The organism is Comamonas sp. JUb58 (assembly GCF_004364775.1).
Taxonomy (GTDB): domain Bacteria; phylum Pseudomonadota; class Gammaproteobacteria; order Burkholderiales; family Burkholderiaceae_C; genus Comamonas.
The window spans coordinates 1-21,179 of the sequence record NZ_SOAL01000010.1 but is presented as its reverse complement, the minus strand read 5'-3'; the positions used below and the strand labels follow the sequence as shown (position 1 = coordinate 21,179).

Below are 21,179 nucleotides of genomic sequence, written 5' to 3'. Positions count from 1 at the left end.
CAGGGTTGTAGAATGTTTTATTCGGCAGGCGTCGTTCCCGGTATTGAAGCCGGGGTCATTGCCTCCATCTGACACAACACTAATCACTAGGAATTCCGGTCGCATGGCAGGGGTGGACAAGAGTGCTATCCCTGGTTGTGTGGTTCTGTTCGCATGGCAACCAATTTCTTCACCAAAATTTTTGGCAGTCGCAATGATCGCCTGCTCAAGCAATACCGCAAGGTCGTCGCTCGCATCAATGCGATGGAGCCAGAGTACGAAAAGCTCAGCGACGAACAATTGCGCGAGAAGACGCAGGAATTCAAGAACCGCGTCGCTGGCGGAGAGTCGCTGGACAACATCCTGCCCGAGGCATTTGCCGTGGTGCGTGAGGGCTCCAAGCGTGTGATGAAGATGCGCCACTTCGATGTGCAGATGCTGGGCGGCATGGCCCTGCATTACGGCAAGATTGCCGAAATGCGCACCGGCGAAGGCAAGACCTTGACGGGTACCTTGCCCGTGTACCTGAACGCGCTGAGCGGCGATGGTGTGCACGTGGTGACGGTCAATGACTACCTGGCCACGCGTGATGCGACCTGGATGGGGCGCCTGTACAACTTCCTGGGTCTGTCGGTGGGTATCAACCTGTCGCAGCTGCCCAAGCACGAGAAACAGGCCGCTTACAACTCGGACATCACCTACGGCACGAACAACGAGTACGGCTTTGACTACCTGCGCGACAACATGGTGCAGGATGCCAGCGAGCGCGTGCAGCGCCGGCTGAACTTCGCCATCGTCGACGAGGTGGACTCCATCCTGATCGACGAGGCGCGTACGCCACTGATCATCTCCGGCCAGGCCGAAGACCACACCGCCGCCTACCTGGCGATGCGCGAAGTGGTGCCACTGCTGACCCGCCAGGAAGGCGAAGCCGACCCCCGCACCGGTGAGGGCGTGACCAAGCCGGGCGACTTCACGGTCGACGAAAAGGGCCACCAGATCCACCTGACCGAGCAAGGCTACGAAGCGGCTGAGCGCATTCTGGCTGAAAAGGGCATGCTGGCCGAAGGTGCATCGCTCTACGACCCTGCCAACATCACTCTGGTGCACCAGCTGTACGCCGCACTGCGCGCCCAGCATCTGTACCACCGCGACCAGCACTATGTGGTGCAGGGCGGCGAGGTCGTGATTGTCGACGAGTTCACCGGCCGCCTGATGTCGGGCCGCCGCTGGAGCGAAGGCCTGCACCAGGCCGTGGAAGCCAAGGAAGGCGTGGAAATCCAGGCCGAGAACCAGACCCTGGCATCGATCACTTTCCAGAACTACTTCCGCCTGTACAACAAGCTGGGCGGCATGACTGGTACGGCTGATACCGAAGCCTACGAATTCCAGGAAATCTACGGTCTGGAGACCGTGGTGATCCCGCCCAACCGCCCCAGCAAGCGCGACGACCAGCTGGACCGCGTCTACAAGACCACACCTGAGAAGTACGCAGCGGCGATCAGCGATATCCGTGAGTGCTACGAGCGCGGCCAGCCCGTGCTGGTGGGCACGACCTCGATCGAGAACTCCGAAATCATCGACGAGATGCTGAAGAAAGAGAACCTGCCTCACCAGGTGCTCAACGCCAAGCAGCATGAACGCGAGGCAGACATCATTGCCCAGGCAGGCCGTCCCGGCGTCATCACCATCGCGACCAATATGGCCGGCCGTGGTACCGACATCGTGCTGGGCGGCAATATCGAAAAGCAGATTTCCGCCATTGAAGCGGACGAGTCGCTGTCCGAGTCCGAGCGCCGCAGCAAGGTCGAAGCCTTGCGTGCCGACTGGAAGGTCGAGCACGACAAGGTGACCGAGCTGGGTGGTCTGCGCATCATCGCGACCGAGCGCCATGAATCGCGCCGTATCGATAACCAGCTGCGTGGCCGTGCCGGCCGCCAGGGTGACCGCGGCTCCTCGCGTTTCTACCTGTCGCTGGACGACCAACTGATGCGCATTTTCGCGGGCGACCGTGTCAAGGCCATCATGGAACGTCTGAAGATGCCCGATGGCGAAGCCATTGAAGCGGGCATCGTGACGCGCTCCATCGAAAGCGCCCAGCGCAAGGTGGAGGCACGCAACTTCGACATGCGCAAGCAGCTGCTGGAGTACGACGACGTCGCCAACGACCAGCGCAAGGTGATCTACCAGCAGCGCAACGAGATTCTGGATGCGGCCGATCTGGCGCCCATGATCGACGGCATGCGCGACAGCGCGCTGGCCGATATCGTGCGCCAGTATGTGCCCGAGCAGTCCATGGAAGAGCAGTGGGATCTGGCCGGCCTGGAGAAGGTTCTTCGCGAAGAGTGGCAGATCAACCTGCCCCTGCAGCAACTGCTGGACGGCGCCGAATCGATCTCTGACGAGGAAATCGAAGAGAAGGTGGTGGCAGAAGGTGCACGCCTGTTCAACGACAAGCTGGAGCAGGCTGGCAAGGAAAACTTCATGCAGTTCATGCGTGCGGTGCTGCTGCAAACCCTGGATTCCAGCTGGCGCGACCACCTGGCCGCACTGGACTACCTGCGCCAGGGCATCCACCTGCGCGGCTATGCCCAGAAGCAGCCCAAGCAGGAATACAAGCGCGAGGCCTTTGAGCTGTTCAGCCAGCTGATCGACCAGGTCAAGACCCAGGTCACCCGCGTGATGATGTCAGTGCAGATCCGTTCGCCCGAGCAGCTTGATGAAGCCACCGAGCAGCTGGAGCAAAGCAATGACCGCACCGCCCATGTGACCTACAGCGGCCCCGATGAGTCGGGTGACGCCGAGGCCAGCGAACCGCTGCCCATGCCTGAAGGCGTGCGTGTGGCCCGCAATGATCCATGCCCATGCGGCAGCGGCAAGAAATACAAGCTCTGCCACGGTAAACTCGCGTAATTACCGGATTGCTTCACCACAACGGGCTTTGACTGGTTCATCGCCCGTTTTTTTCATGGTTCCAAGGAAAAGACTGATATGCCCGTCAATTTGAAAGCCCCAGTAGCGCAGGACCTGGCTCCTGTCGCCGGTATTCGCATTGGTGTGACGGAGGCCGGCGTGCGCAAGGCCAACCGCAAGGATGTGACGGTGTTCTTGCTGGACGAAGGCAGCCATGTCGCTGGCGTATTCACCAAGAACCGCTTTTGCGCCGCGCCCGTGCAGATCTGTCGTGAGCACCTGGCCAGCCACAGCCAGTCCATCCGCGCCATCGTCATCAACACCGGCAATGCCAATGCCGGCACCGGTGCCGATGGCCTGGCCCGTGCCCACGCCACCTGCGATGCGCTGGCCGGTCTGCTGAAGATCGATGCCCAGCAAGTGCTGCCGTTCTCGACCGGCGTGATCATGGAGCCGCTGCCGGTGGACCGCATCACCGCTGGCCTGCCTGCAGCGATTGCCGATGCGCATCCGGGCCACTGGGCCAAGGCAGCCGAAGGCATCATGACCACCGACACTCTGCCCAAGGCGTTTTCCGCCTCGGCCACCGTGGGCGGCAAGACGGTGCAGGTCACCGGCATCAGCAAGGGTGCAGGCATGATCCGCCCCAATATGGCGACCATGCTGAGCTTTTTGGGCACCGACGCAGCCATCAGCCCCGAGCTGATGCCCGCGCTGGCCAAAACCCTGGCTGACCAGTCTTTCAACCGCATCACCATCGATGGTGACACCTCGACCAATGACTCCTTTGTTGTGGTCGCCACCAACCAGGCAGGCAATGCCCCGATCACCGACTGGAACACTGCCGACGGCCAGGCCTTGATGGCCGCGCTGCGCGAAGTGGCTCAGAAGCTGGCGCAGGCGATTGTGCGCGACGGCGAAGGTGCCACCAAGTTCATCCAGATCGAGGTCGAGCAAGGCCGTACCGAAGAAGAATGCCGCCTGGTGGCCTATGCGATTGCGCATTCGCCGCTGGTCAAGACCGCCTTCTTCGCCAGCGACCCCAACCTGGGCCGCATTCTGGCCGCTGTGGGCTATGCCGGTATCGAGGACCTGGACCAGACCCAGATCGAGCTCTACCTGGACGATGTGCATGTCGCCACCAAGGGCGGCCGCAACCCCGCCTACCAGGAGGCCGATGGCCAGCGCGTGATGAAGCAGCAGGAGATCGTCGTGCGCGTGCAGCTGGGCCGTGGCAGCGCATCCACCCAGCTGTGGACCTGCGACCTGAGCCACGACTATGTGAGCATCAACGCGGACTACCGCTCCTGATACCGCAGAGCCAGCGCGCCGGGCTGCCCAAGGCTGGGCAGGTGCCGGCCCCGCTGGCCTTTCCACCTTGTGCGTCTGGATACCATGACCGAGTCTTCCAACTCCCCTTTTTCTCCGCTTGAGCGCCTGGTGCAGCGCGCCGAGCAGCTGATGCAGCGCATCGAGTCCGTCCTGCCCCAGGCGCTGCAGGCGCCGGCCGACTGGAACGATGCCATTGCCTGGCGCTACCGCAAGCGGGCCAACGGCTGTGGCGTGCTGGAGCCGGTGCGCCATGTGGGGGCCATGTCCCTGTCGGATCTGCAGAATATTGACGGACAAAAAGAGAAGATTGCACGCAACACCGAGCAGTTTGTGCGAGGCAGTACTGCCAACAACGTGCTGCTGACGGGCGCACGCGGCACCGGCAAATCGTCCCTGATCCGCGCCTGCCTGCATGCCTATGCGCCCCAGGGCCTGCGCCTGATCGAGGTGGACAAGGCCGACCTCACCGACCTGCCTGATATCGTCGATGTGGTGGCGGGCCGGCCCGAGAAATTCATCATCTACTGCGATGACCTGAGTTTTGAAGAGGGCGAGCCCGGCTACAAGGCGATGAAGTCGATCCTGGATGGATCCGTGTCTGCGGCCACGCCGAATGTGCTGGTCTATGCGACCAGCAACCGCCGCCATCTGCTGCCCGAGTACATGACCGACAACCTGGCCCAGCAAAAGGGCGAGAACGGTGAGATTCACCCCGGCGAAGTGGTGGAAGAGAAGATTTCGCTGTCAGAGCGCTTTGGCCTGTGGGTGAGTTTCTACCCCTTCAGCCAGGACGAGTACCTGCGCGTGGTGGGCCAGTGGCTCTCGGCGCTGGGTGTGGCCGAGGCCGATATCGAGGCTTCCCGGCCCGAGGCTCTGGTCTGGGCGCTGGAGCGCGGCTCGCGCAGCGGCCGGGTAGCCCACCAGTTTGCCCGTGACTGGGCAGGCCGCAGCCACCGCGAAGTGCAGGGCCGCCAGAAAATTGCCGATGTGGCCGATCTGGGCGAAGAGGCCCAGGATTGAAGAAACCGGGCTGCCCGTGCAGCCCATGAAGACCTATGAGCCAGACTGATACCACCGAGACCCGCAGCCATACCGAAGTGGCCGTGGGCGTGCTGATCCGCGAAAGCGACAATGCGCTACTAATTACGAGCCGCCCCCTGGGCAAGCCCCGCGCAGGCTGGTGGGAGTTTCCCGGCGGCAAGCTGGAAGCGGGCGAGACCGTGGAAGAGGCGCTGCGCCGTGAACTGGTCGAAGAGCTGGGCATCCGCATCGACAACTGCATCGCCTGGAAGGTGACCGAGCACGACTACAGCCATGCGCTGGTGCGTTTGCACTGGTGCAAGGTGACGCAGTGGTCGGGTGATTTCGAGATGCGCGAAAGCCAGCAGATGTCCTGGCAGCAATTGCCGCTGACGGTGAGCCCGGTGCTGGAGGGCTCCTTCCCCGTGCTGCAATGGCTGAGCGAGGAGCGGGGACTGCCTTTTGACCCCGCGACTTATATCCAGGCGGCAGAAGCTGCGGTGAAATAAGCAAGGGCAGCACCACCAGGTGCTGCCTTTTCTACAGGTCGGGGTACTCAGTCTTCCAGGCGGGGATCGCCGTAGGGCTGGTCCTGCGGTGGCGATTGTGCCGGCACCCGAAAATCCTCATTGCCCCAGGCGCCCAGGTCAATCAGCTTGCAGCGCTCGCTGCAAAAGGGGCGAAACCGGTTGCTGCGTTCAAAGCTGGAGGGGCCGCCACACTGGGGGCACTGGATGCTGGGGAGCGCGTTGTCTGCGGAAGAACTCATCGGGCCATTGTAGGGCGGCTAGGGACGCTCTGCAAAACCCTCGCCAAGCGGGATGGACGCGGATTGGGATGAGCCGCAAGGCGTCTTTTGCAGTCAATAGCGAGCTATTGACAAGGAGGACAACGCAGCGGATCGCCCGAGTCCGCGTTCAGATCACGGCAGGGAGTTTTGCAGAGGGTCCCTTGGCCTTGCCAGCCCATTCACAGGCGTTTAGCCGATCAAGCGCAAAGCACCATCTCGTACTGGCCATCCTGCGTGGTCAAGCCCAGCTGACCGCTTTCGTTCTTTTGCAGCATGCGGATCGAGATCATCAGGCGGTTGCCGCTGATCTCGGGCACCAGGTTGGAGCTCGGGTCGATTTTGAGGCGCAGCAACTGGTAGATGCGGCCCTGGGGCAGGTTTTGCTGGAACTGGCCACGCACGGTCGCAATGCGCTGCGGCGCACCGGCATCCCGGAAGAGCCGCAACAGCAGGATCAGGGCGCTGGCCAGTGGCGCAAAGCAGGCCGTCCAGCCTTGCAGATCGGCGCGGCGGCTGTGGCTGTCGGCATGCAGCCAGGCATGGTAGCTGGGCAGGTCGAAGGTGCAGGTGCCGCCAGGGATACCGGTGCGGTTGCGGATGGCCATCAGCCACTCGTTCTCGATCAGCAACTGGCTGGGCTTGCCATTTTGGGCACGCAGCTCGCTATGGGCGGCGTCGATCTGGCCAATCACCTTGTCCAGCATGTCGACGGCGATCATCGGGTTGTCGCGGTAGGCATTGAACTGCTGGCGCTGGCGCTCCAGGTCCTTGAGCAGGTCGGTCTTGAGGTCGCTGCGGGAGGCCACATCCATCACCTCGAACAAGGTGGTGATGGCGAAATGGTGGTCGATGTCCGTGTCGCGCTGCAGGAGTACGTCAAGCCGGCGCAGCAAATACTCCAGGCGGAGGTAGGCTCGCACACGTTCGTTGAAGGGGTACTCGTAAGTTATCACGGATCAATCGGGCTGCAGAGGGCGGTAGTTGGCTATCAATTCATTGTATAGGTCGAATACAGCCTCGCCTAGCGCTTGTAACGACAGCGTTTCATTCCACAGCACCCAATCCGCCTTGCGCAGGCGCTGCAGCCGGCTGGCTTGCTGGGCCATGATCGCCTCAATCGCTGCCTGCGTCAGCTGGTTGCGCTGCTGCACTCTGGCGATTTGCGTGCTTTCCTGGCAATCGACCACGATGACCTGGTCCAGGCGCGGGCTCCATTGGCTGGATTCCGCCAGCAGCGGGATATCAAAGACCACCAGCGGCGCATCGGTGGCGCTGCAGGCGTGCTGGTACTGCTGGTCGATCTGTTGGCGGATCAGCGGATGCAGGATGCCTTCAAGCTGCGCCTTGTAGGCTGGATCGCGAAAAGCGGCCTCCCGCATCTGCGCGCGATCGAGTGCACCATCCGCATTGATAAAGTGCGCACCCATCTGCGCCGCAATGGGGGCGATGGCCGCACCGCCCTGCAGTGTGAGCTCACGGGCAATGCGGTCGGCATCGATCACATGGCAGCCCCACTGGGCAAAGCCCTGGGCTACGGTGCTTTTGCCGCTGCCAATGCCCCCGGTGACCCCAATGCGCGGGCGCATATCAGGGCTGCAGCAGGCGGTCGACAATGCCGGTGCCGAACCACATCACCAAAAAACCAGCGCCGGCAAGAAAGGGGCCAAAGGGGATATAGCCGCCTTCGCGCAGGTTGGAGAAGATCTTCATCGCAATGCCGATCACCGCGCCTACGACGGAGGAGAACAGGGCAATAGGAATCAGCGCTTGCCAGCCAAACCAGGCGCCCAGTGCCGCCAGAAGCTTGAAGTCACCATAGCCCATGCCTTCCTTGCCGGTCAGCAGCTTAAAGGCCCAGTAAATCAGCCACAGCACCATGTAACCAATGGCGGCGCCAAACAGCGAATCTTTCAGAGGGACCTCAATCCAGCCCATCGCACTGGCCAGCAAGCCAGCCCAAAGCAGCGGCAAGGTCAGGTTGTCGGGCAGCAAGGTGGTGTCCCAGTCAATCAGCGCCGCCGTCAGCAGCATGGATGCGAAAAAACACCATGCCAAACCGGTAGGGCCCAGGCCCCAGCGGTGGATGCAATAGGCCCAGAGCAGGCTGTTGGCGATTTCCACCACTGGATAGCGGACAGAGATACGGGTGCTGCATTGGCTGCAGCGCCCACGCAAAAACAGCCAGCTGACGACGGGCACGTTCTCGTACCAGCGGATCTGGTGGCTGCAATGCGGGCAGCGCGAAGCGGGGGTCCAGAGATTGAAACGATCGGCTTTAGGCTCAGCCACAGGCGCTGCTTCTGCTGTCTGCGCGCCATCCATCTCCGCCAACATAGCCTGGGCATCGCGTCGCCAGAGGCGCTCCAGCATCAGCGGCAGGCGGTGCACCACCACATTCAAAAAGCTGCCCACCAGCAGGCCCAGCAGGGCAAACAGCCCTGTGTTCAATTGCGCTTCAGACACGGTTACACCACCTGGCCCAGCTTGAAGATCGGCAGGTACATCGACACGACGATACCGCCAATCAGCGTGCCCAGAAACACGATGATGATGGGCTCCATCAGGCTGGACAGGCCTGCAACGGCCTCGTCCACCTCGGCTTCGTAAAAGTCTGCTGCCTTGCCCAGCATATGGTCGATTGAGCCCGATTCCTCACCGATGGCGCACATCTGCAGCACCATCGAAGGAAACACATGGGCATCCGACATGGCGACCGTCAGGCTGGTGCCGGTAGAGACCTGTGCCTGGATTTTCTCGGTGGCTACCGCAAATACAGAATTGCCCGAGGCTCCTCCCACCGAGTCCAATGCTTCGACCAGCGGCACACCAGCGGCAAACATCGTCGACAAGGTTCGTGTCCAGCGTGCCACACAGGACTTTTCAATCAGCGGGCCAAAGACCGGTACCCGCAGCAGCCAGCGGTCCATGGTGCGTTGCATTTTCTCGCTGCGCTTCCAGGCCTGCAGAAAGAAGTAGATGCTGCCGCCAATGCCAAAAAAGATCAGGTACCAGTAGCTCACAAAGAACTCACTGATACCCATCACGACCAAGGTGGGGCCGGGAAGGTCGGCGCCGAACGAGGAGAACACGTCCTTGAAGGCCGGGATCACAAAGATCATGATGATGGCCACCACGACAAAGGCCACGATGACCACCGAGGTCGGGTACATCAGCGCAGAGCGGATCTTGCTCTTGATGGCCTCGGTCTTTTCCATGTAGGTCGCCAGGCGGTCCAGCAGGCCTTCCAGAATACCGGCGGCTTCACCGGCCTCGACCAGGTTGCAGTACAAGGCATTGAAGTACATCGGGTGGCGGCGGAAGGCGGTGCTCAGCGACGAGCCCGATTCCACATCGCTGCGCACATCGTTGAGCAACTTGGTCACGCTGGGGTTGGTGCTGCCGCGGCCCACAATGTCAAAGGCCTGCAGCAAGGGCACGCCGGCCTTCATCATGGTAGCCAACTGGCGCGTGAACAAGGCGATGTCCTTGGGCTTGATGCGCTTGCCTGAGCGCATGCGGCGCTTTTTGATCTTGGACGGCAGAATCCCCTGGCGCCGCAGCGATGCGATGACCTGATTTTCTCCGCCCGCGCGGGATTCGCCGCGCACGATCTTGCCGTTGCGGTCCTTGCCTTCCCACTCATAAACGGCTTCGTTCGATGTTTTCTTATTGACTGTGGTTGCCATTTATCCCTGCCCTCATTGCTTTATTCGTTGGTGACGGCTAAGACCTCTTCAAGAGAGGTCAGTCCCTTTTTGACTTTGTGCAGACCCGATGTGCGCAAGGAGCGGACATTTTCTATGTCGGCTTGCTCCGCAATTTCCAGTGCGCTGCCATCGCGCAAGATGATGCGCTGTGTTTCTTCCGAGATGGGCATCACCTGGTAGATGCCCAGACGACCCTTGTAGCCGTTGTTGCAGGCATCGCAGCCGACGGGCTCGTAGGGCATCCAGGTGCCGTCCAGATCCTCTTCCTTGAAGCCCGCTTCCAGCAGCGCCTCATGGGGGATTTCAGTCGGCCGTTTGCAGATGGGGCAGAGCTTGCGTGCCAGTCGCTGCGCGGTGATCAGGATCACGCTCGACGCGATATTGAAGGGCGCGATCCCCATATTGCGCATACGCGTCAAGGTGGTGGGGGCGTCGTTGGTGTGCAAGGTAGACAGCACCAAGTGACCAGTCTGCGCGGCCTTGATCGCAATGTCGGCCGTTTCCAGATCCCGGATTTCACCCACCATGATGATGTCGGGATCCTGGCGCAGGAAGGACTTGAGCGCCGTCGCAAAGGTCAGGCCGGCCTTTTCATTGACATTGACCTGGTTGACCCCGGGCAGGTTGATTTCCGAGGGGTCTTCTGCCGTGGCGATATTGACCGCTGGCGTGTTCAGAATGTTCAGGCAGGTATAGAGCGACACGGTCTTGCCCGAGCCCGTAGGCCCGGTGACCAGAATCATGCCGTAAGGGCGCTTGATGGCGCTGAGCAGGCGGGCCTTCTCTTCCGGCTCATAGCCCAGCGCATCAATGCCCAACTTGGCGCTGCTCGGGTCAAGAATACGGATAACGATCTTTTCGCCAAACAAGGTAGGCAAGGTGCTGACCCGGAAGTCGATGACGCGGTCGGCGCCGATCTTGAGCTTCATGCGGCCGTCTTGCGGCACGCGCTTTTCCGAGATATCCAGGCGCGAGATCACCTTGATGCGCGAGGCCAGCTTGTCCTTGATGCCTGGGGGCGGCGACGCAATCTCGCGCAGCTCCCCGTCAATGCGGAAGCGGATGCGGTACTGGTGCTCATAGGGTTCGAAGTGCAAGTCCGATGCGCGCATGTTGAAGGCATCGATCAGCATCTTCTGCAGGAACTTGACGATGGGCGCGTCTTCAACCTCGTCACCGTCGTTGCTGGAGCTTTCAGCGTTCACCGACTCGTCATCAATCTCGAATTCATTGAGATTGACGTCGCCAGTGATCATGTCCTGGATGTTGTCACCACCCTTTTTCGCCACGGCTTCCAGCGCCTTGGCTAGTTTGGCATGCTCAGCGATGACCCAGTCCACGCTCAGCTGGGTGGAGAATTTGATCTGCTCGGCCACCGAGTGGTCGGTGGGGTCGGCGGTGACGACCACCAGCCGGTTGCCCCGTTTGGCCAACGGGATGATCTTGTTGCTGAGGGCCAGCTTGGTATCGAGCAGGCCGGTTGCCAGTCGGGTCAGGTCGATGGCATCGAGGTCGACCATGGGCGCGCCATAGACGGTCGAGATGATGGTCGCCACATCGCTGCCGGAAACGGCGCCACTGGCCACCAGCTCACCAATAAAGCTGTTCTTGCTTTTCAGGCTGGTGGCGTACAAGGCTTCCGCCTTGGCAATGGGAAGCTTTCCACTGGCCACCAAGGCTCGGGCGATACCGGGGAGGGCGACGGCTTTTGGGGGTGTGTTGATGTCAGGCATGTAAAGGGGGACGCCTATCGTCGATAGCCTCGCTGCGTAGTCCGGCAAACTGTAGCAGTTGTTCGGAGATTTAACAAAGAAATGCACCCCGCAGGTCGCACCACTGCAGTGGATCTGCGACAGTCTGCGGGATACGCTCAGCCATCCACACCTGCCTCCAGCCTTACTCTCGGCGGTCCAGCAGCTGCGAGGCCAGGGTGGTCAGCGCCTGGGTATAGGCATTGTTGGGCAGCAAGGCGAGGCAGTCGATGGCCTCTTGGGCCTGCAGTGCGGCAGCCGCCCGTGTGGCTTGCAGCGAGCCGGTGTCCTTGACGACCTGCACGATATGGGCCATGTGCGGGGTGGAGCCCTGCTCGATGGCGCTGACAATCATCTGCCTATCATCGGCGCTGGCACGCTGCATGGCAATGATCAGCGGCAGGGTGACCTTGCCTTCGCGCAAATCATCGCCAATATTCTTGCCCATCACGGTTGTGTCACCGTCGTAGTCCAGCGCATCGTCAATCACCTGGAAGGCGGTGCCCAGCGAGCGGCCATAGTTGGCACAGGCCTCTTCCAATTCGGCAGGGGCTTCGGTCAGCACCGCAGCCAGGCGGGCGCTGGCCTCGAAGAGTTTGGCGGTCTTGGAGCGGATGACGGAGAGATAGCCCGCCTCGTCCAGATCGACATTGTGGGTGTTGATCAGCTGCTGCACCTCACCCTCGGCGATGATGTTGGTGGCCTCCGACAGGATCTGCATGACGCGCATGCTGTCGGCATCGACCATCATCTGGAAGGCACGTGAGTGCAGGAAATCCCCCACCAAGACGCTGGCGGCATTGCCAAAGCTCTCGTTGGCGGTGGGTTTGCCGCGCCGCATCGTGGATTCATCCACCACATCGTCATGCAGCAAGGTCGCAGTGTGGATGAACTCAACCACCGCCGCCAGATTGAAATGCTGCTCGCCTCGGTACTCCAGCGCGCCGGCCACCAGCAGCAGCAGGGCAGGGCGCAGGCGCTTGCCGCCGGCCGAGATGATGTAGTGCGATACCTCACCGATCAGCGGAACGGAGGAGCTCAGGCGCCTGGCAATCACGGCATCCACCTGCCGCATATCACCGGCGACGAGGCTCAAGGGGTTGGACGGGTTGGGAGTGTTGGACTCTGACAAGGCGGCTATCTCGGCATTTTAGGGATACCGCATTATAGAAACGAGAGCAGCACCACTTGCAGACATGCCCGGTTGTCCGTCTCGGGGATGCGTTTTATGTCCCCGTTGTGGTGCAAAAACGTAGAGGGTTTGCGTCTTTTCAGACCCCGTGCTACAATCTTCGGCTCTTGCGAAATTTCTTTGCAAGCTATCCCCTTTTTAGAGGTTCTTATGTACGCGGTCATAAAAACCGGTGGCAAACAGTATCGTGTTGCTTCCGGCGAAAAAATCAAGGTAGAACAGATCGCTGCGGACGTAGGCCAAGAAATCGTGATCGACCAGGTTCTGGCAGTCGGCGACGGCGCAGAGTTGAAGGTTGGTACGCCCTTGGTGTCCGGAGCAACTGTGACGGTTACGGTAGTAGCCCACGGCAAGCACGACAAAGTGCGCATTTTCAAGATGCGTCGTCGTAAGCACTATCAAAAGCGCCAAGGCCACCGTCAGCAGTTCACTGAGCTGCAAATCGGTGCGATTGCAGCTTAACAGGAGCTATATCTCATGGCACAGAAAAAAGGCGGCGGCTCTACGCGCAACGGACGTGATTCCAAGCCAAAGATGCTGGGTGTGAAGGCTTTCGGTGGTCAACTGATCAGCGCTGGTTCGATCATCGTGCGTCAACGCGGCACCAAGTTCCACCCCGGCACCAATGTCGGCGTGGGCAAGGACCACACCTTGTTTGCTCTGGTGGACGGCCACGTGTCGTTCGAAACCAAGGGCGCTTTGTCCAAGCACACGGTGAGCATCACCAAGGCTGCTTAAGACAAGACAAGTGTCTTGAAGGCCTTCATTGGCCTTGTCCAAAGCCCCGCGCAGTCGGGGCTTTGGTGTTTTTGGGCCGACCCGCTTGGCGCCCTGGTGCGAGAATAGCGGTTTTGGCAGGGCTGCATGTCTCCACGTGCAGCAGAACAATTCCCGTAATTCCTGTACCAGGGCGGGTGGATAACGACCATGAAATTCGTAGATGAAGCGTTTATTGACATTGCAGCTGGCGATGGTGGCAATGGCTGTGTGTCGTTCCGCCATGAAAAGTACAAGGAATTCGGTGGCCCCGATGGTGGCGACGGTGGCCGTGGCGGCCATGTGTACGCCCTGGCGGACGTCAACCTCAACACCCTGATCGATTACCGCTACTCGCGCCGCCACGAGGCCGAGCGCGGCGAGCATGGCAAGGGCTCGGACATGTTTGGCTGCGCCGGCAAGGACATCACCTTGCACATGCCGGTGGGCACCATCATCACCGACGCGCAAACCGGCGAAGTGCTGTTTGAGCTGCTCAACCCGGGCGAGGTCATCACCATTGCCAAGGGTGGCGACGGCGGCTTTGGCAACCTGCGCTTCAAGAGTGCGATCAACCGTGCACCACGCCAGAAGACCCCCGGCTGGAAGGGCGAGCGCCGCAACCTGAAGCTGGAGCTGAAGGTGCTGGCCGATGTGGGCCTGTTGGGCATGCCCAATGCCGGCAAGTCCACCTTCATCTCGGCGGTCTCCAACGCCCGCCCCAAGATTGCCGACTACCCCTTCACCACCTTGCACCCCAACCTGGGTGTGGTGCGCGTGGGTCCGGAAAAGAGCTTTGTCGTCGCCGACATTCCCGGTCTGATCGAAGGCGCCTCGGACGGTGCCGGCCTGGGCCACCAGTTCCTGCGCCACCTGCAGCGCACGCGCTTGCTGCTGCACATTGTCGACCTGGCACCGTTTGACGAGGGCGTGGATCCCGTCGCGCAGGCCAAGGCGATTGTGGGCGAGCTCAAGAAGTACGACGAGGAGCTCTACAACAAGCCGCGCTGGCTGGTGCTCAACAAGCTGGACATGGTGCCCGGTGATGAGCGCGCCGCCAAGGTCAAGGACTTCGTCAAGCGCTACAAGTGGAAGGGCCCTGTCTACGAGATCTCGGCGCTGACCCGTGAAGGCTGCGAGCCGCTGATCAAGGAGATCTTCCAGTTCGTGCACAAGATGCAAAAGGCCGAGCAGGAGCCCCAAGAGGTGGATCCGCGCTTTGCTGCAGGCGCCGAGCAGGAGCAACCTGACTTCTCGGACGACCCGCGCTTCTCGTCGCCTGACTGAGCGGCAAGGCTTGCACTCTAGATTTCTTATCGATTGATAGCTGCTTGCGCTTGCCAGGCGGGCGCAATGCCGGAAAAAGCAAAAATGGCATCGAATGTTCTGCGCGACGCACGTCGCATCGTCGTCAAAGTCGGCTCCAGTCTGGTCACCAACGAGGGCAAGGGCCTGGACGAGGGCGCCATCACGGAATGGAGCCGCCAACTTGCCGCCCTGGTGCATGGCGAAGGTGGTGCCAGGCGCGAAGTGATCATGGTCTCCAGCGGCGCCGTCGCCGAAGGCATGAAGCGCCTGGGCTGGCAGCAGCGGCCCAAGGAAATCCATGAGCTGCAAGCCGCTGCCGCTGTAGGCCAGATGGGCCTGGTGCAGATGTACGAGACCAAGCTGCGCGAACAGAACCTGGGCAGCGCCCAGGTGCTGCTGACCCATGCCGACCTGGCCGACCGCGAGCGCTACCTCAATGCCCGCGTCACCTTGCTGACCCTGCTGCAGCTGGGTGTGGTGCCGGTGATCAACGAAAACGACACGGTGGTCAACGACGAAATCAAGTTTGGCGACAACGACACCCTGGGTGCACTGGTGGCCAACCTGGTCGAGGCCGATGCGCTGGTGATTCTGACCGATCAAAAGGGCCTGTACACCGCCGATCCCCGCAAGAATCCCGATGCCGAATTTGTGCACGAGGCACAGGCCGGCGATCTGAAGCTGGAAGCGATGGCGGGTGGCGCAGGCTCGGGCATTGGCAAGGGCGGCATGCTTACCAAGATCCTGGCGGCCAAGCGTGCGGCTGGCTCAGGCGCATCCACCGTGATCGCCTGGGGCCGCGAGCAGGACGTACTGCTGCGCCTGGCTGCAGGTGAGGCCATCGGCACCCTGCTGGTGGCCGATACCCACAAGAACCAGGCGCGCAAGCAGTGGATGATGGACCACCTGCAGATGCATGGCTATGTGACGGTCGATGACGGCGCTGCGCTGAAGCTGCGCGGCGAAGGCAAGAGCCTGCTGCCTATCGGCATGGTGAGCGTGCATGGTGAGTTCTCGCGCGGCGAGGTGATTGGCGTGCGCGATCCGCAAGGTACCGAGCTGGCTCGCGGCCTGGCCAATTACAGCAGTGCTGAAGCACGGCGCTTATGCCGCAAGCCATCGGCTGAATTCGAGCACCTGCTGGGCTACACCGGCGAGCCCGAGATGCTGCACCGTGACAATATGGTGTTGACGGGGCATTGATCACGCCGCTAGCGGTGGGTCTACGCCTGCCGCGCAAGCACAAAAAAGCGTCCCGAGGGACGCTTTTTGTATGTTGGCTACTCGTCAGTGCTCAGCCGTTTTGGCGTGGATCACGCCCGGCATTGCCCGGATCCGGGTCAAAGCTGGCACCAGGCGGTAGCTCCATCTCCTGCATCATGCGCAGTGGCGAGTGGTAGCTGACCACGGTGGTGGTGGTTACCGATACCTGCAAGGTCTCAGTTGGTGCATGCTCCGACTCATGCATTTCACCATCGCGCGTACGCGCATTGCTGCGTAAATAGCGGTTGCGCGGGTCATTGCGTGGCACAAAACGCGACAGCTCGGTCAGAGCCATCTCGTAGACGCCGCGCTTGAACTCCACCACCACATCCAGCGGCACCCAATAGTCATTCCAGCGCCAGGCATCAAACTCCGGATGGTTGGTGGCGCGCAGATTCAGGTCCCAATCGTGCCCCGTTAACTGGAGCAAAAACCAAATCTGCTTTTGTCCGCGATAATAGCCTCTGGCATCGCGGCGGATGAAGCGTTCGGGCACCTCGTACCGTAGCCAATCCCGCGTTCTAGCCACAATACGTACATGCTCCGGTCGCAAGCCCACTTCCTCATGCAGCTCTCGAAACATCGCCTGCTCGGGGGTTTCTCCACGGTCGATACCACCCTGCGGAAACTGCCAGCTATGGGTGCGGATGCGCTTGCCCCAAAACACCTGATTGCGCTGGTTGAGCAGGATGATGCCGACGTTTGGCCTAAAGCCATCTCGGTCCAGCATAATCTAACCCCAATTTTTTAAACTGTGTCCATTATGCCTGCGCCTTGAAGCCATCTTCAAGGGGGCAACTACTAGGTCCATTGTCATAGACTATGAAAGCTTCGCAATTTCTCATCTCGACCCTGAAAGAAGCGCCTGCGGACGCTGAAATCGCCAGCCACCAGCTGATGACCCGCGCCGGCATGATCAAGAAGCTCGGCGCCGGCATCTACAACTACATGCCCATGGGCCTGCGCGTGATCCGCAAGGTCGAGGCCATCGTGCGCGAAGAAATGAACCGCGCTGGCGCCATCGAGGTGACCATGCCCGTGGTGCAGCCGGCCGAGTTCTGGCAAGAGACCGGCCGCTTTGACAAGATGGGTGCCGAGCTGCTGCGCATCCAGGACCGCCACTCGCGCGACTTTGTCATCCAGCCCACTAGCGAAGAGGTGGTGACCGACATCGCGCGCCAGGAGTTCAAGAGCTACAAGCAGCTGCCCAAGAACCTCTACCAGATCCAGACCAAGTTCCGCGACGAGCGCCGCCCCCGCTTTGGCCTGATGCGTGGCCGCGAGTTCATCATGAAGGACGCCTACTCCTTCGACAAGGACCGCGACGCCGCACAGATCAGCTACCAGACCATGCGTGCCGCCTACAAGCGCATCTTTGACCGCTTTGGCCTGCAGTACCGCGCCGTGCGCGCCGACAGCGGCGCCATCGGTGGCGACCTGAGCGAAGAGTTCCAGGTGATTGCCGCGACCGGTGAAGACGCGATCGTCTATTGCCCCAACAGCGACTACGCCGCCAATATCGAAAAGGCCGAAAGCCTGGCGCCTACCCAGCCCCGTGCTGCCGCCGCGCAGGCCATGGCCAAGACGGCCACGCCTGGCAAGAGCACCTGCGCCGATGTGGCCGCGCTGCTGGACCTGCCGTTGGCCAACACCGTCAAATCGCTGGTGCTGGCCACCGACGAGACCAATGACAAGGGCGACATCCTGAGCTCCCAGGTATGGCTGCTGCTGCTGCGCGGCGACCATGACATGAACGAGATCAAGGTCGGCAAGGTCGAAGGCCTGGCCAACTTCCGTTTCGCGACGGTGGGCGAGATCGAAGAGCACTTTGGCTGCCAGCCAGGCTACCTGGGCCCGATCGGCGTGAAAAAACCCGTCAAGCTGGTGGTGGACCGCGACGTGGCCGTGATGGCCGACTGGGTTTGCGGCGCCAACGAGGCCGACTACCACTTGACCGGTGTGAACTGGGGCCGTGACCTGCCCGAGCCTGCCGTGGTCGCCGACCTGCGCAATGTGGTGGCGGGTGACCTTTCGCCAGACGGCCAGGGCGAGCTGGCCATTGAACGCGGTATCGAGATCGGCCATGTGTTCTACCTGGGCACCAAGTACTCCAAGGCGATGAAGGCCACCTTCCTGGCCGAGAACGGCAAGCCCAGCGAGTTCGAAATGGGCTGCTACGGCATTGGCGTGACCCGCCTGCCCGCTGCGGCCGTGGAGCAAAACCATGACGAGCGCGGCATCATCTGGCCCGACGCGATTGCGCCTTTCACCGTGGTGATCTGCCCGATCGGCATGGACCGCAGCGAAGCGGTCAAGACTGCGGCTGAAAAGCTACACGCAGACTTGTTGGCCGCTGGTGTCGATGTGATACTGGACGACCGCGGCGAGCGCCCGGGCGCGATGCTGGCCGATTGGGAGCTGATTGGCGTGCCGCACCGTGTGGTGCTGGGCGACCGGGGCCTGCAAGAAGGCATGGTCGAGTACCAGCAGCGCCGCGAGACTGCAGCCACCAAGGTGCCTGTGGACGAGGTGTTCAGCTTCATCACCAGCCGCTTGGCCTGATGCGGGCCATGGGCTGCCAACGCAGCCCATGCCGCCAGGCGCCACACCACAATAGTCACAGAGGGATCGATCGAGGATGTCAGGCTCACGCATTGCTTTACCTGCGGGCGTATCACGCCGCGCGGCCATGGCATCGCTGTTGGCGGGGCCCGGCGCCTGGCTGGCGGCGCCGCAGGCTGCGCATGCCGGTGGCCAGCTGGAGGAGCCGCTGATCGATTCGGTGCGCTCGGCGCTGACGGCCGCCATTGGCAGCGCGGCGCCACCGGAGCCCGTGTTTGTCTCGACCGAGGCCAAGATCGTCTACTTGCGCTGGCTGGGCGCGATGAGCGACCGCCTGCGCCGGCGCAAGCCCGATTGGGAAGTGCGCCGCGATTTTCTGCAGACCGTCTGGTACGAAGCCCGGCGTGCACGCCTGGATGAATCGCTGGTGCTTGGCCTGATCCAGGTCGAAAGCGGATTCCGCAAGTTCGCCATGTCCAATGTCGGCGCCCGTGGCTACATGCAGGTGATGCCGTTCTGGACCCGGGTGATCGGCGATGGCGACCCGGCCAAGCTTTTCCACATGCAGACCAATCTGCGCTTTGGCTGTGTGATTCTGCGCCACTACCTGGACCGCGAAAAGGGCGATCTGTTCATGGCATTGGGCCGCTACAACGGCAGCCGCGGCAAGGACACCTATCCCAACCTGGTCTATGGCGCGCAGCGCCAGTGGTTGTTTGAGAACAAGATCGAGGCCTGAAATCTGCCCACTGCCAGCGCTGCAGCAAAAAGATAGCCACCGCATGCGGTGGCTTTTTCATGGGCACTGCAGCCTTGCTGGGTCTTAGGCCGCCAGGCTGTTGGTGGCTGGCGGTACCGGCGTATCTGGCACCTTGTTCGGGTCCACCATGGTGACCAGCACCTGGTCGATGCGGTAGCTGTCCACATCCATCACCTCGAACTGGTACTTGCCCCAGACCACCTTGTCGGTGCGGCGCGGGATGCGGCGCAGCATCACCATCAGAAAGCCGCCCAGGGTTTCGTACTCGTCAGCATGTGGCAGGTCGTCCAGCAGCAGGGCCCGCTCCACATCCTCGATCGGCGTGATGCCGTCGATCAGCCAGGAGGTCTCGTCGCGGCGCACGATCAGCTCCTCATCGACCGGCCCCATCAGATCGCCCATGACGGTGCTCATCACATCGTTGAGCGTGACCACGCCGACCACCAGGCTGTATTCATTGACGATGATGGCAAAGTCCTCATGCGCCTGGCGGAACTGCTGCAGCACCTCGGCCAGGGTCAGCCGGTCGGGGATGACCAGGGCCTTCTTGACCAGGCCTTCGTCGCGCAGCTTCATCGGCAGGTTGTTCAGCGCGCGCTGGAACAGGTCCTTGGCATCCACATAGCCGACCACATGGTCGATGTCACCGGCACAGACCGGGTAGGTCGAAAACGGCTCTTCGGCAATGCGGGCGCGGATGATGTCGTCGCTGTCGTCCTGGTAGAAGAAGGCGATGCGGTCGCGCTGGGTCATCGCCGAGCCGACAGTGCGCGTATCAAGCTCGAACAGATTGGCAATCACCTGTTGCTCCTGCGCGGCCAGCACGCCGGCTTTGGCGCCGGCCTCGGTCATTGCCAGAATGTCTTCGTAGGTGATTTTTTCATCGCGGATGGTCGACAGGCCCAGCAGGCGAAACAGGCCATCGGCCGCCTTGCTGTAGAACCAGACCACGGGCTTGAAAATGGTCATGCACCACTGCATGGGACGCGACACGCGCAGCGCCAGAGCCTCGGGCTCGGCCATCGACAGGCGCTTGGGCAGCAGGTCGGCCAGCAGAATGAACAGAGAGGTGACCACGGTGAAGGAGAACAGAAAACCGATGGTCTGCGCGGTGGCGGGCTCCAGCCAGCGGCTGGCAATGCCCGACACAAAGGGGCTGAGCGCTCCCTCGCCCACAATACCGCCCAAGATGGCCACCGCATTCTGGCCCACCTGCACCACGGTGAAGTACTCACCGGGCTGCTCCTGGACCTTCATCACACGCTCTGCACGCGGGTCTCCGTCATCCACCATTTGCCGCAAGCGCAGGCGGCGCGAGGCGGCCAGCGATATCTCCGCCATGGAGAAAAAGGCGCTGAAGCTGATCAGCAAGGCAATGACAAAGAGACTCTGCGTAAGATTCATAGATATCCGTGTGGGAGCAGTGCAGACCGGCTGCTCACATTTTTCGGCAAAAGCGGTGGCGGCGCGCGGGGCGCCGCCGGTTTGAATCAGTGTTCAATGGTCGCATGCCCGTCTGGCGACTGGCAAGTGCTTTTGGCAGCAGAGGCTGCAAGCCCACAGCTGGTGGGCGATGCGCGGAGATTGCTGCTGTGCCGAGCTTACCTTAGCCGCCCGGCTATGGCCGCTGGCAAGGCCATTGTGTGTCGCCATCGCGCCGCTATGCATCGCCGCCTGGCAGGGCAGCCGGGCGCAAAAAAGCCGCCTCGGAAGTGAACTGCACCCCAAAAGTTGGACACCAGTCCAACCAATGGGGTGTTTTTCATGACGAAATACGATGAGAGCTTCAAGCTCAAGATGGTCCAGAAGTATCTGGGAGGAGGGATAAGCAACAGGGCCTTGGCCG

Annotated in this window: 19 protein-coding genes; 10 read left to right on the top strand and 9 right to left on the bottom strand. The window is 61.5% G+C overall.

Translation table 11 applies throughout. The annotated features are described in order from the left end of the window. Nucleotides 1-153: 153 nt before the first annotated feature. From secA to EDF71_RS12105, 4 genes are all read left to right on the top strand, one after another. Complete coding sequence (gene secA / locus EDF71_RS12120) at nt 154-2,892, top strand: preprotein translocase subunit SecA (protein WP_133856849.1); 2,739 nt, start codon at nt 154-156, stop codon at nt 2,890-2,892. A 78-nt stretch (nt 2,893-2,970) separates the two neighbouring features. Beyond that, nucleotides 2,971-4,203, top strand: a complete 1,233-nt coding sequence (gene argJ, locus EDF71_RS12115; RefSeq protein ID WP_133856848.1) for a bifunctional glutamate N-acetyltransferase/amino-acid acetyltransferase ArgJ — start codon at nt 2,971-2,973, stop codon at nt 4,201-4,203. An 84-nt stretch (nt 4,204-4,287) separates the two neighbouring features. Further along, on the top strand, nt 4,288-5,244 hold the full coding sequence (locus EDF71_RS12110; protein WP_133856847.1) for an ATP-binding protein: 957 nt from the start codon (nt 4,288-4,290) through the stop codon (nt 5,242-5,244). A 35-nt stretch (nt 5,245-5,279) separates the two neighbouring features. Further along, complete coding sequence (locus EDF71_RS12105) at nt 5,280-5,753, top strand: NUDIX domain-containing protein (protein WP_133856846.1); 474 nt, start codon at nt 5,280-5,282, stop codon at nt 5,751-5,753. A 47-nt stretch (nt 5,754-5,800) separates the two neighbouring features. On the opposite strand, the gene EDF71_RS12100 is transcribed toward EDF71_RS12105, so the two are convergent. The 7 genes from EDF71_RS12100 to EDF71_RS12070 form a co-directional block, all read right to left on the bottom strand. Continuing rightward, complete coding sequence (locus EDF71_RS12100; RefSeq protein ID WP_133856845.1) at nt 5,801-6,013, bottom strand: DNA gyrase inhibitor YacG; 213 nt, start codon at nt 6,011-6,013, stop codon at nt 5,801-5,803. 218 nt (nt 6,014-6,231) lie between these two features. Further along, on the bottom strand, nt 6,232-6,987 hold the full coding sequence (gene zapD, locus EDF71_RS12095) for a cell division protein ZapD (RefSeq protein ID WP_133856844.1): 756 nt from the start codon (nt 6,985-6,987) through the stop codon (nt 6,232-6,234). A 3-nt stretch (nt 6,988-6,990) separates the two neighbouring features. Continuing rightward, nucleotides 6,991-7,620: a dephospho-CoA kinase gene (coaE, locus tag EDF71_RS12090; RefSeq protein WP_133856843.1), complete on the bottom strand. Its 630-nt coding sequence runs from the start codon at nt 7,618-7,620 to the stop codon at nt 6,991-6,993. Between the two features lies 1 nt (nt 7,621). Continuing rightward, nucleotides 7,622-8,497 (bottom strand): A24 family peptidase, encoded by an 876-nt coding sequence (locus EDF71_RS12085; RefSeq protein WP_243854281.1) that lies wholly within the window; start codon nt 8,495-8,497, stop codon nt 7,622-7,624. Between the two features lie 2 nt (nt 8,498-8,499). Next, entirely contained in the window at nt 8,500-9,720 is a 1,221-nt protein-coding gene (locus EDF71_RS12080) for a type II secretion system F family protein (RefSeq protein WP_133856842.1), read from the bottom strand. A 20-nt stretch (nt 9,721-9,740) separates the two neighbouring features. After that, entirely contained in the window at nt 9,741-11,474 is a 1,734-nt protein-coding gene (pilB, locus tag EDF71_RS12075) for a type IV-A pilus assembly ATPase PilB (RefSeq protein ID WP_133856841.1), read from the bottom strand. 163 nt (nt 11,475-11,637) lie between these two features. After that, the gene (locus tag EDF71_RS12070; RefSeq protein WP_133857019.1) at nt 11,638-12,567 is read right to left on the bottom strand and encodes a polyprenyl synthetase family protein; all 930 of its coding nucleotides are present in this window, start codon (nt 12,565-12,567) and stop codon (nt 11,638-11,640) included. A 267-nt stretch (nt 12,568-12,834) separates the two neighbouring features. Between EDF71_RS12070 and rplU the strand changes: the two genes are divergently transcribed. The 4 genes from rplU (at nt 12,835) to proB (ending at nt 15,951) form a co-directional block, all read left to right on the top strand. Further along, on the top strand, nt 12,835-13,146 hold the full coding sequence (gene rplU, locus EDF71_RS12065) for a 50S ribosomal protein L21 (protein ID WP_027011098.1): 312 nt from the start codon (nt 12,835-12,837) through the stop codon (nt 13,144-13,146). A 15-nt stretch (nt 13,147-13,161) separates the two neighbouring features. Further along, on the top strand, nt 13,162-13,422 hold the full coding sequence (rpmA, locus tag EDF71_RS12060; protein ID WP_021027814.1) for a 50S ribosomal protein L27: 261 nt from the start codon (nt 13,162-13,164) through the stop codon (nt 13,420-13,422). 189 nt (nt 13,423-13,611) lie between these two features. Continuing rightward, entirely contained in the window at nt 13,612-14,727 is a 1,116-nt protein-coding gene (gene obgE, locus EDF71_RS12055; protein WP_133856840.1) for an Obg family GTPase CgtA, read from the top strand. A gap of 84 nt (nt 14,728-14,811) precedes the next feature. Next, nucleotides 14,812-15,951 carry a glutamate 5-kinase gene (proB, locus tag EDF71_RS12050; RefSeq protein WP_133856839.1) on the top strand — a complete coding sequence of 380 codons (1,140 nt, stop codon included), beginning with the start codon at nt 14,812-14,814 and terminating at the stop codon, nt 15,949-15,951. A 91-nt stretch (nt 15,952-16,042) separates the two neighbouring features. Here the strand turns inward: proB and EDF71_RS12045 are convergent, their stop codons facing one another. Further along, a complete protein-coding gene (locus tag EDF71_RS12045; RefSeq protein WP_133856838.1) occupies nt 16,043-16,741 on the bottom strand; it encodes an RNA pyrophosphohydrolase in 699 nt (232 codons plus the stop codon). A gap of 92 nt (nt 16,742-16,833) precedes the next feature. Here EDF71_RS12045 and EDF71_RS12040 point away from each other — a divergent pair, with 92 nt between their 5' ends. Both EDF71_RS12040 and EDF71_RS12035 read left to right on the top strand, forming a co-directional pair. Beyond that, nucleotides 16,834-18,573, top strand: coding sequence for a proline--tRNA ligase (locus EDF71_RS12040; RefSeq protein WP_133856837.1), 1,740 nt, complete (start codon nt 16,834-16,836; stop codon nt 18,571-18,573). Between the two features lie 127 nt (nt 18,574-18,700). Beyond that, the gene (locus tag EDF71_RS12035) at nt 18,701-19,312 is read left to right on the top strand and encodes a lytic transglycosylase domain-containing protein (protein ID WP_243854280.1); all 612 of its coding nucleotides are present in this window, start codon (nt 18,701-18,703) and stop codon (nt 19,310-19,312) included. An 84-nt stretch (nt 19,313-19,396) separates the two neighbouring features. On the opposite strand, the gene EDF71_RS12030 is transcribed toward EDF71_RS12035, so the two are convergent. Further along, the gene (locus EDF71_RS12030) at nt 19,397-20,737 is read right to left on the bottom strand and encodes a hemolysin family protein (RefSeq protein WP_133856835.1); all 1,341 of its coding nucleotides are present in this window, start codon (nt 20,735-20,737) and stop codon (nt 19,397-19,399) included. Nucleotides 20,738-21,179: the final 442 nt, after the last annotated feature.

What these genes read in the sequence shown, in the direction of transcription:
- secA (WP_133856849.1), top strand. Translation starts at nt 154, where the DNA reads ATGGCAACCAATTTCTTCACCAAAATTTTTGGCAGTCGCAATGATCGC.
- argJ (WP_133856848.1), top strand. Translation starts at nt 2,971, where the DNA reads ATGCCCGTCAATTTGAAAGCCCCAGTAGCGCAGGACCTGGCTCCTGTC.
- EDF71_RS12110 (WP_133856847.1), top strand. Translation starts at nt 4,288, where the DNA reads ATGACCGAGTCTTCCAACTCCCCTTTTTCTCCGCTTGAGCGCCTGGTG.
- EDF71_RS12105 (WP_133856846.1), top strand. Translation starts at nt 5,280, where the DNA reads ATGAGCCAGACTGATACCACCGAGACCCGCAGCCATACCGAAGTGGCC.
- EDF71_RS12100 (WP_133856845.1), bottom strand. Translation starts at nt 6,013, where the DNA reads ATGAGTTCTTCCGCAGACAACGCGCTCCCCAGCATCCAGTGCCCCCAG.
- coaE (WP_133856843.1), bottom strand. Translation starts at nt 7,620, where the DNA reads ATGCGCCCGCGCATTGGGGTCACCGGGGGCATTGGCAGCGGCAAAAGC.
- EDF71_RS12080 (WP_133856842.1), bottom strand. Translation starts at nt 9,720, where the DNA reads ATGGCAACCACAGTCAATAAGAAAACATCGAACGAAGCCGTTTATGAG.
- pilB (WP_133856841.1), bottom strand. Translation starts at nt 11,474, where the DNA reads ATGCCTGACATCAACACACCCCCAAAAGCCGTCGCCCTCCCCGGTATC.
- EDF71_RS12070 (WP_133857019.1), bottom strand. Translation starts at nt 12,567, where the DNA reads ATGCGGCAGGTGGATGCCGTGATTGCCAGGCGCCTGAGCTCCTCCGTT.
- rplU (WP_027011098.1), top strand. Translation starts at nt 12,835, where the DNA reads ATGTACGCGGTCATAAAAACCGGTGGCAAACAGTATCGTGTTGCTTCC.
- rpmA (WP_021027814.1), top strand. Translation starts at nt 13,162, where the DNA reads ATGGCACAGAAAAAAGGCGGCGGCTCTACGCGCAACGGACGTGATTCC.
- obgE (WP_133856840.1), top strand. Translation starts at nt 13,612, where the DNA reads ATGAAATTCGTAGATGAAGCGTTTATTGACATTGCAGCTGGCGATGGT.
- proB (WP_133856839.1), top strand. Translation starts at nt 14,812, where the DNA reads ATGGCATCGAATGTTCTGCGCGACGCACGTCGCATCGTCGTCAAAGTC.
- EDF71_RS12045 (WP_133856838.1), bottom strand. Translation starts at nt 16,741, where the DNA reads ATGCTGGACCGAGATGGCTTTAGGCCAAACGTCGGCATCATCCTGCTC.
- EDF71_RS12040 (WP_133856837.1), top strand. Translation starts at nt 16,834, where the DNA reads ATGAAAGCTTCGCAATTTCTCATCTCGACCCTGAAAGAAGCGCCTGCG.
- EDF71_RS12035 (WP_243854280.1), top strand. Translation starts at nt 18,701, where the DNA reads ATGGCATCGCTGTTGGCGGGGCCCGGCGCCTGGCTGGCGGCGCCGCAG.
- EDF71_RS12030 (WP_133856835.1), bottom strand. Translation starts at nt 20,737, where the DNA reads ATGAATCTTACGCAGAGTCTCTTTGTCATTGCCTTGCTGATCAGCTTC.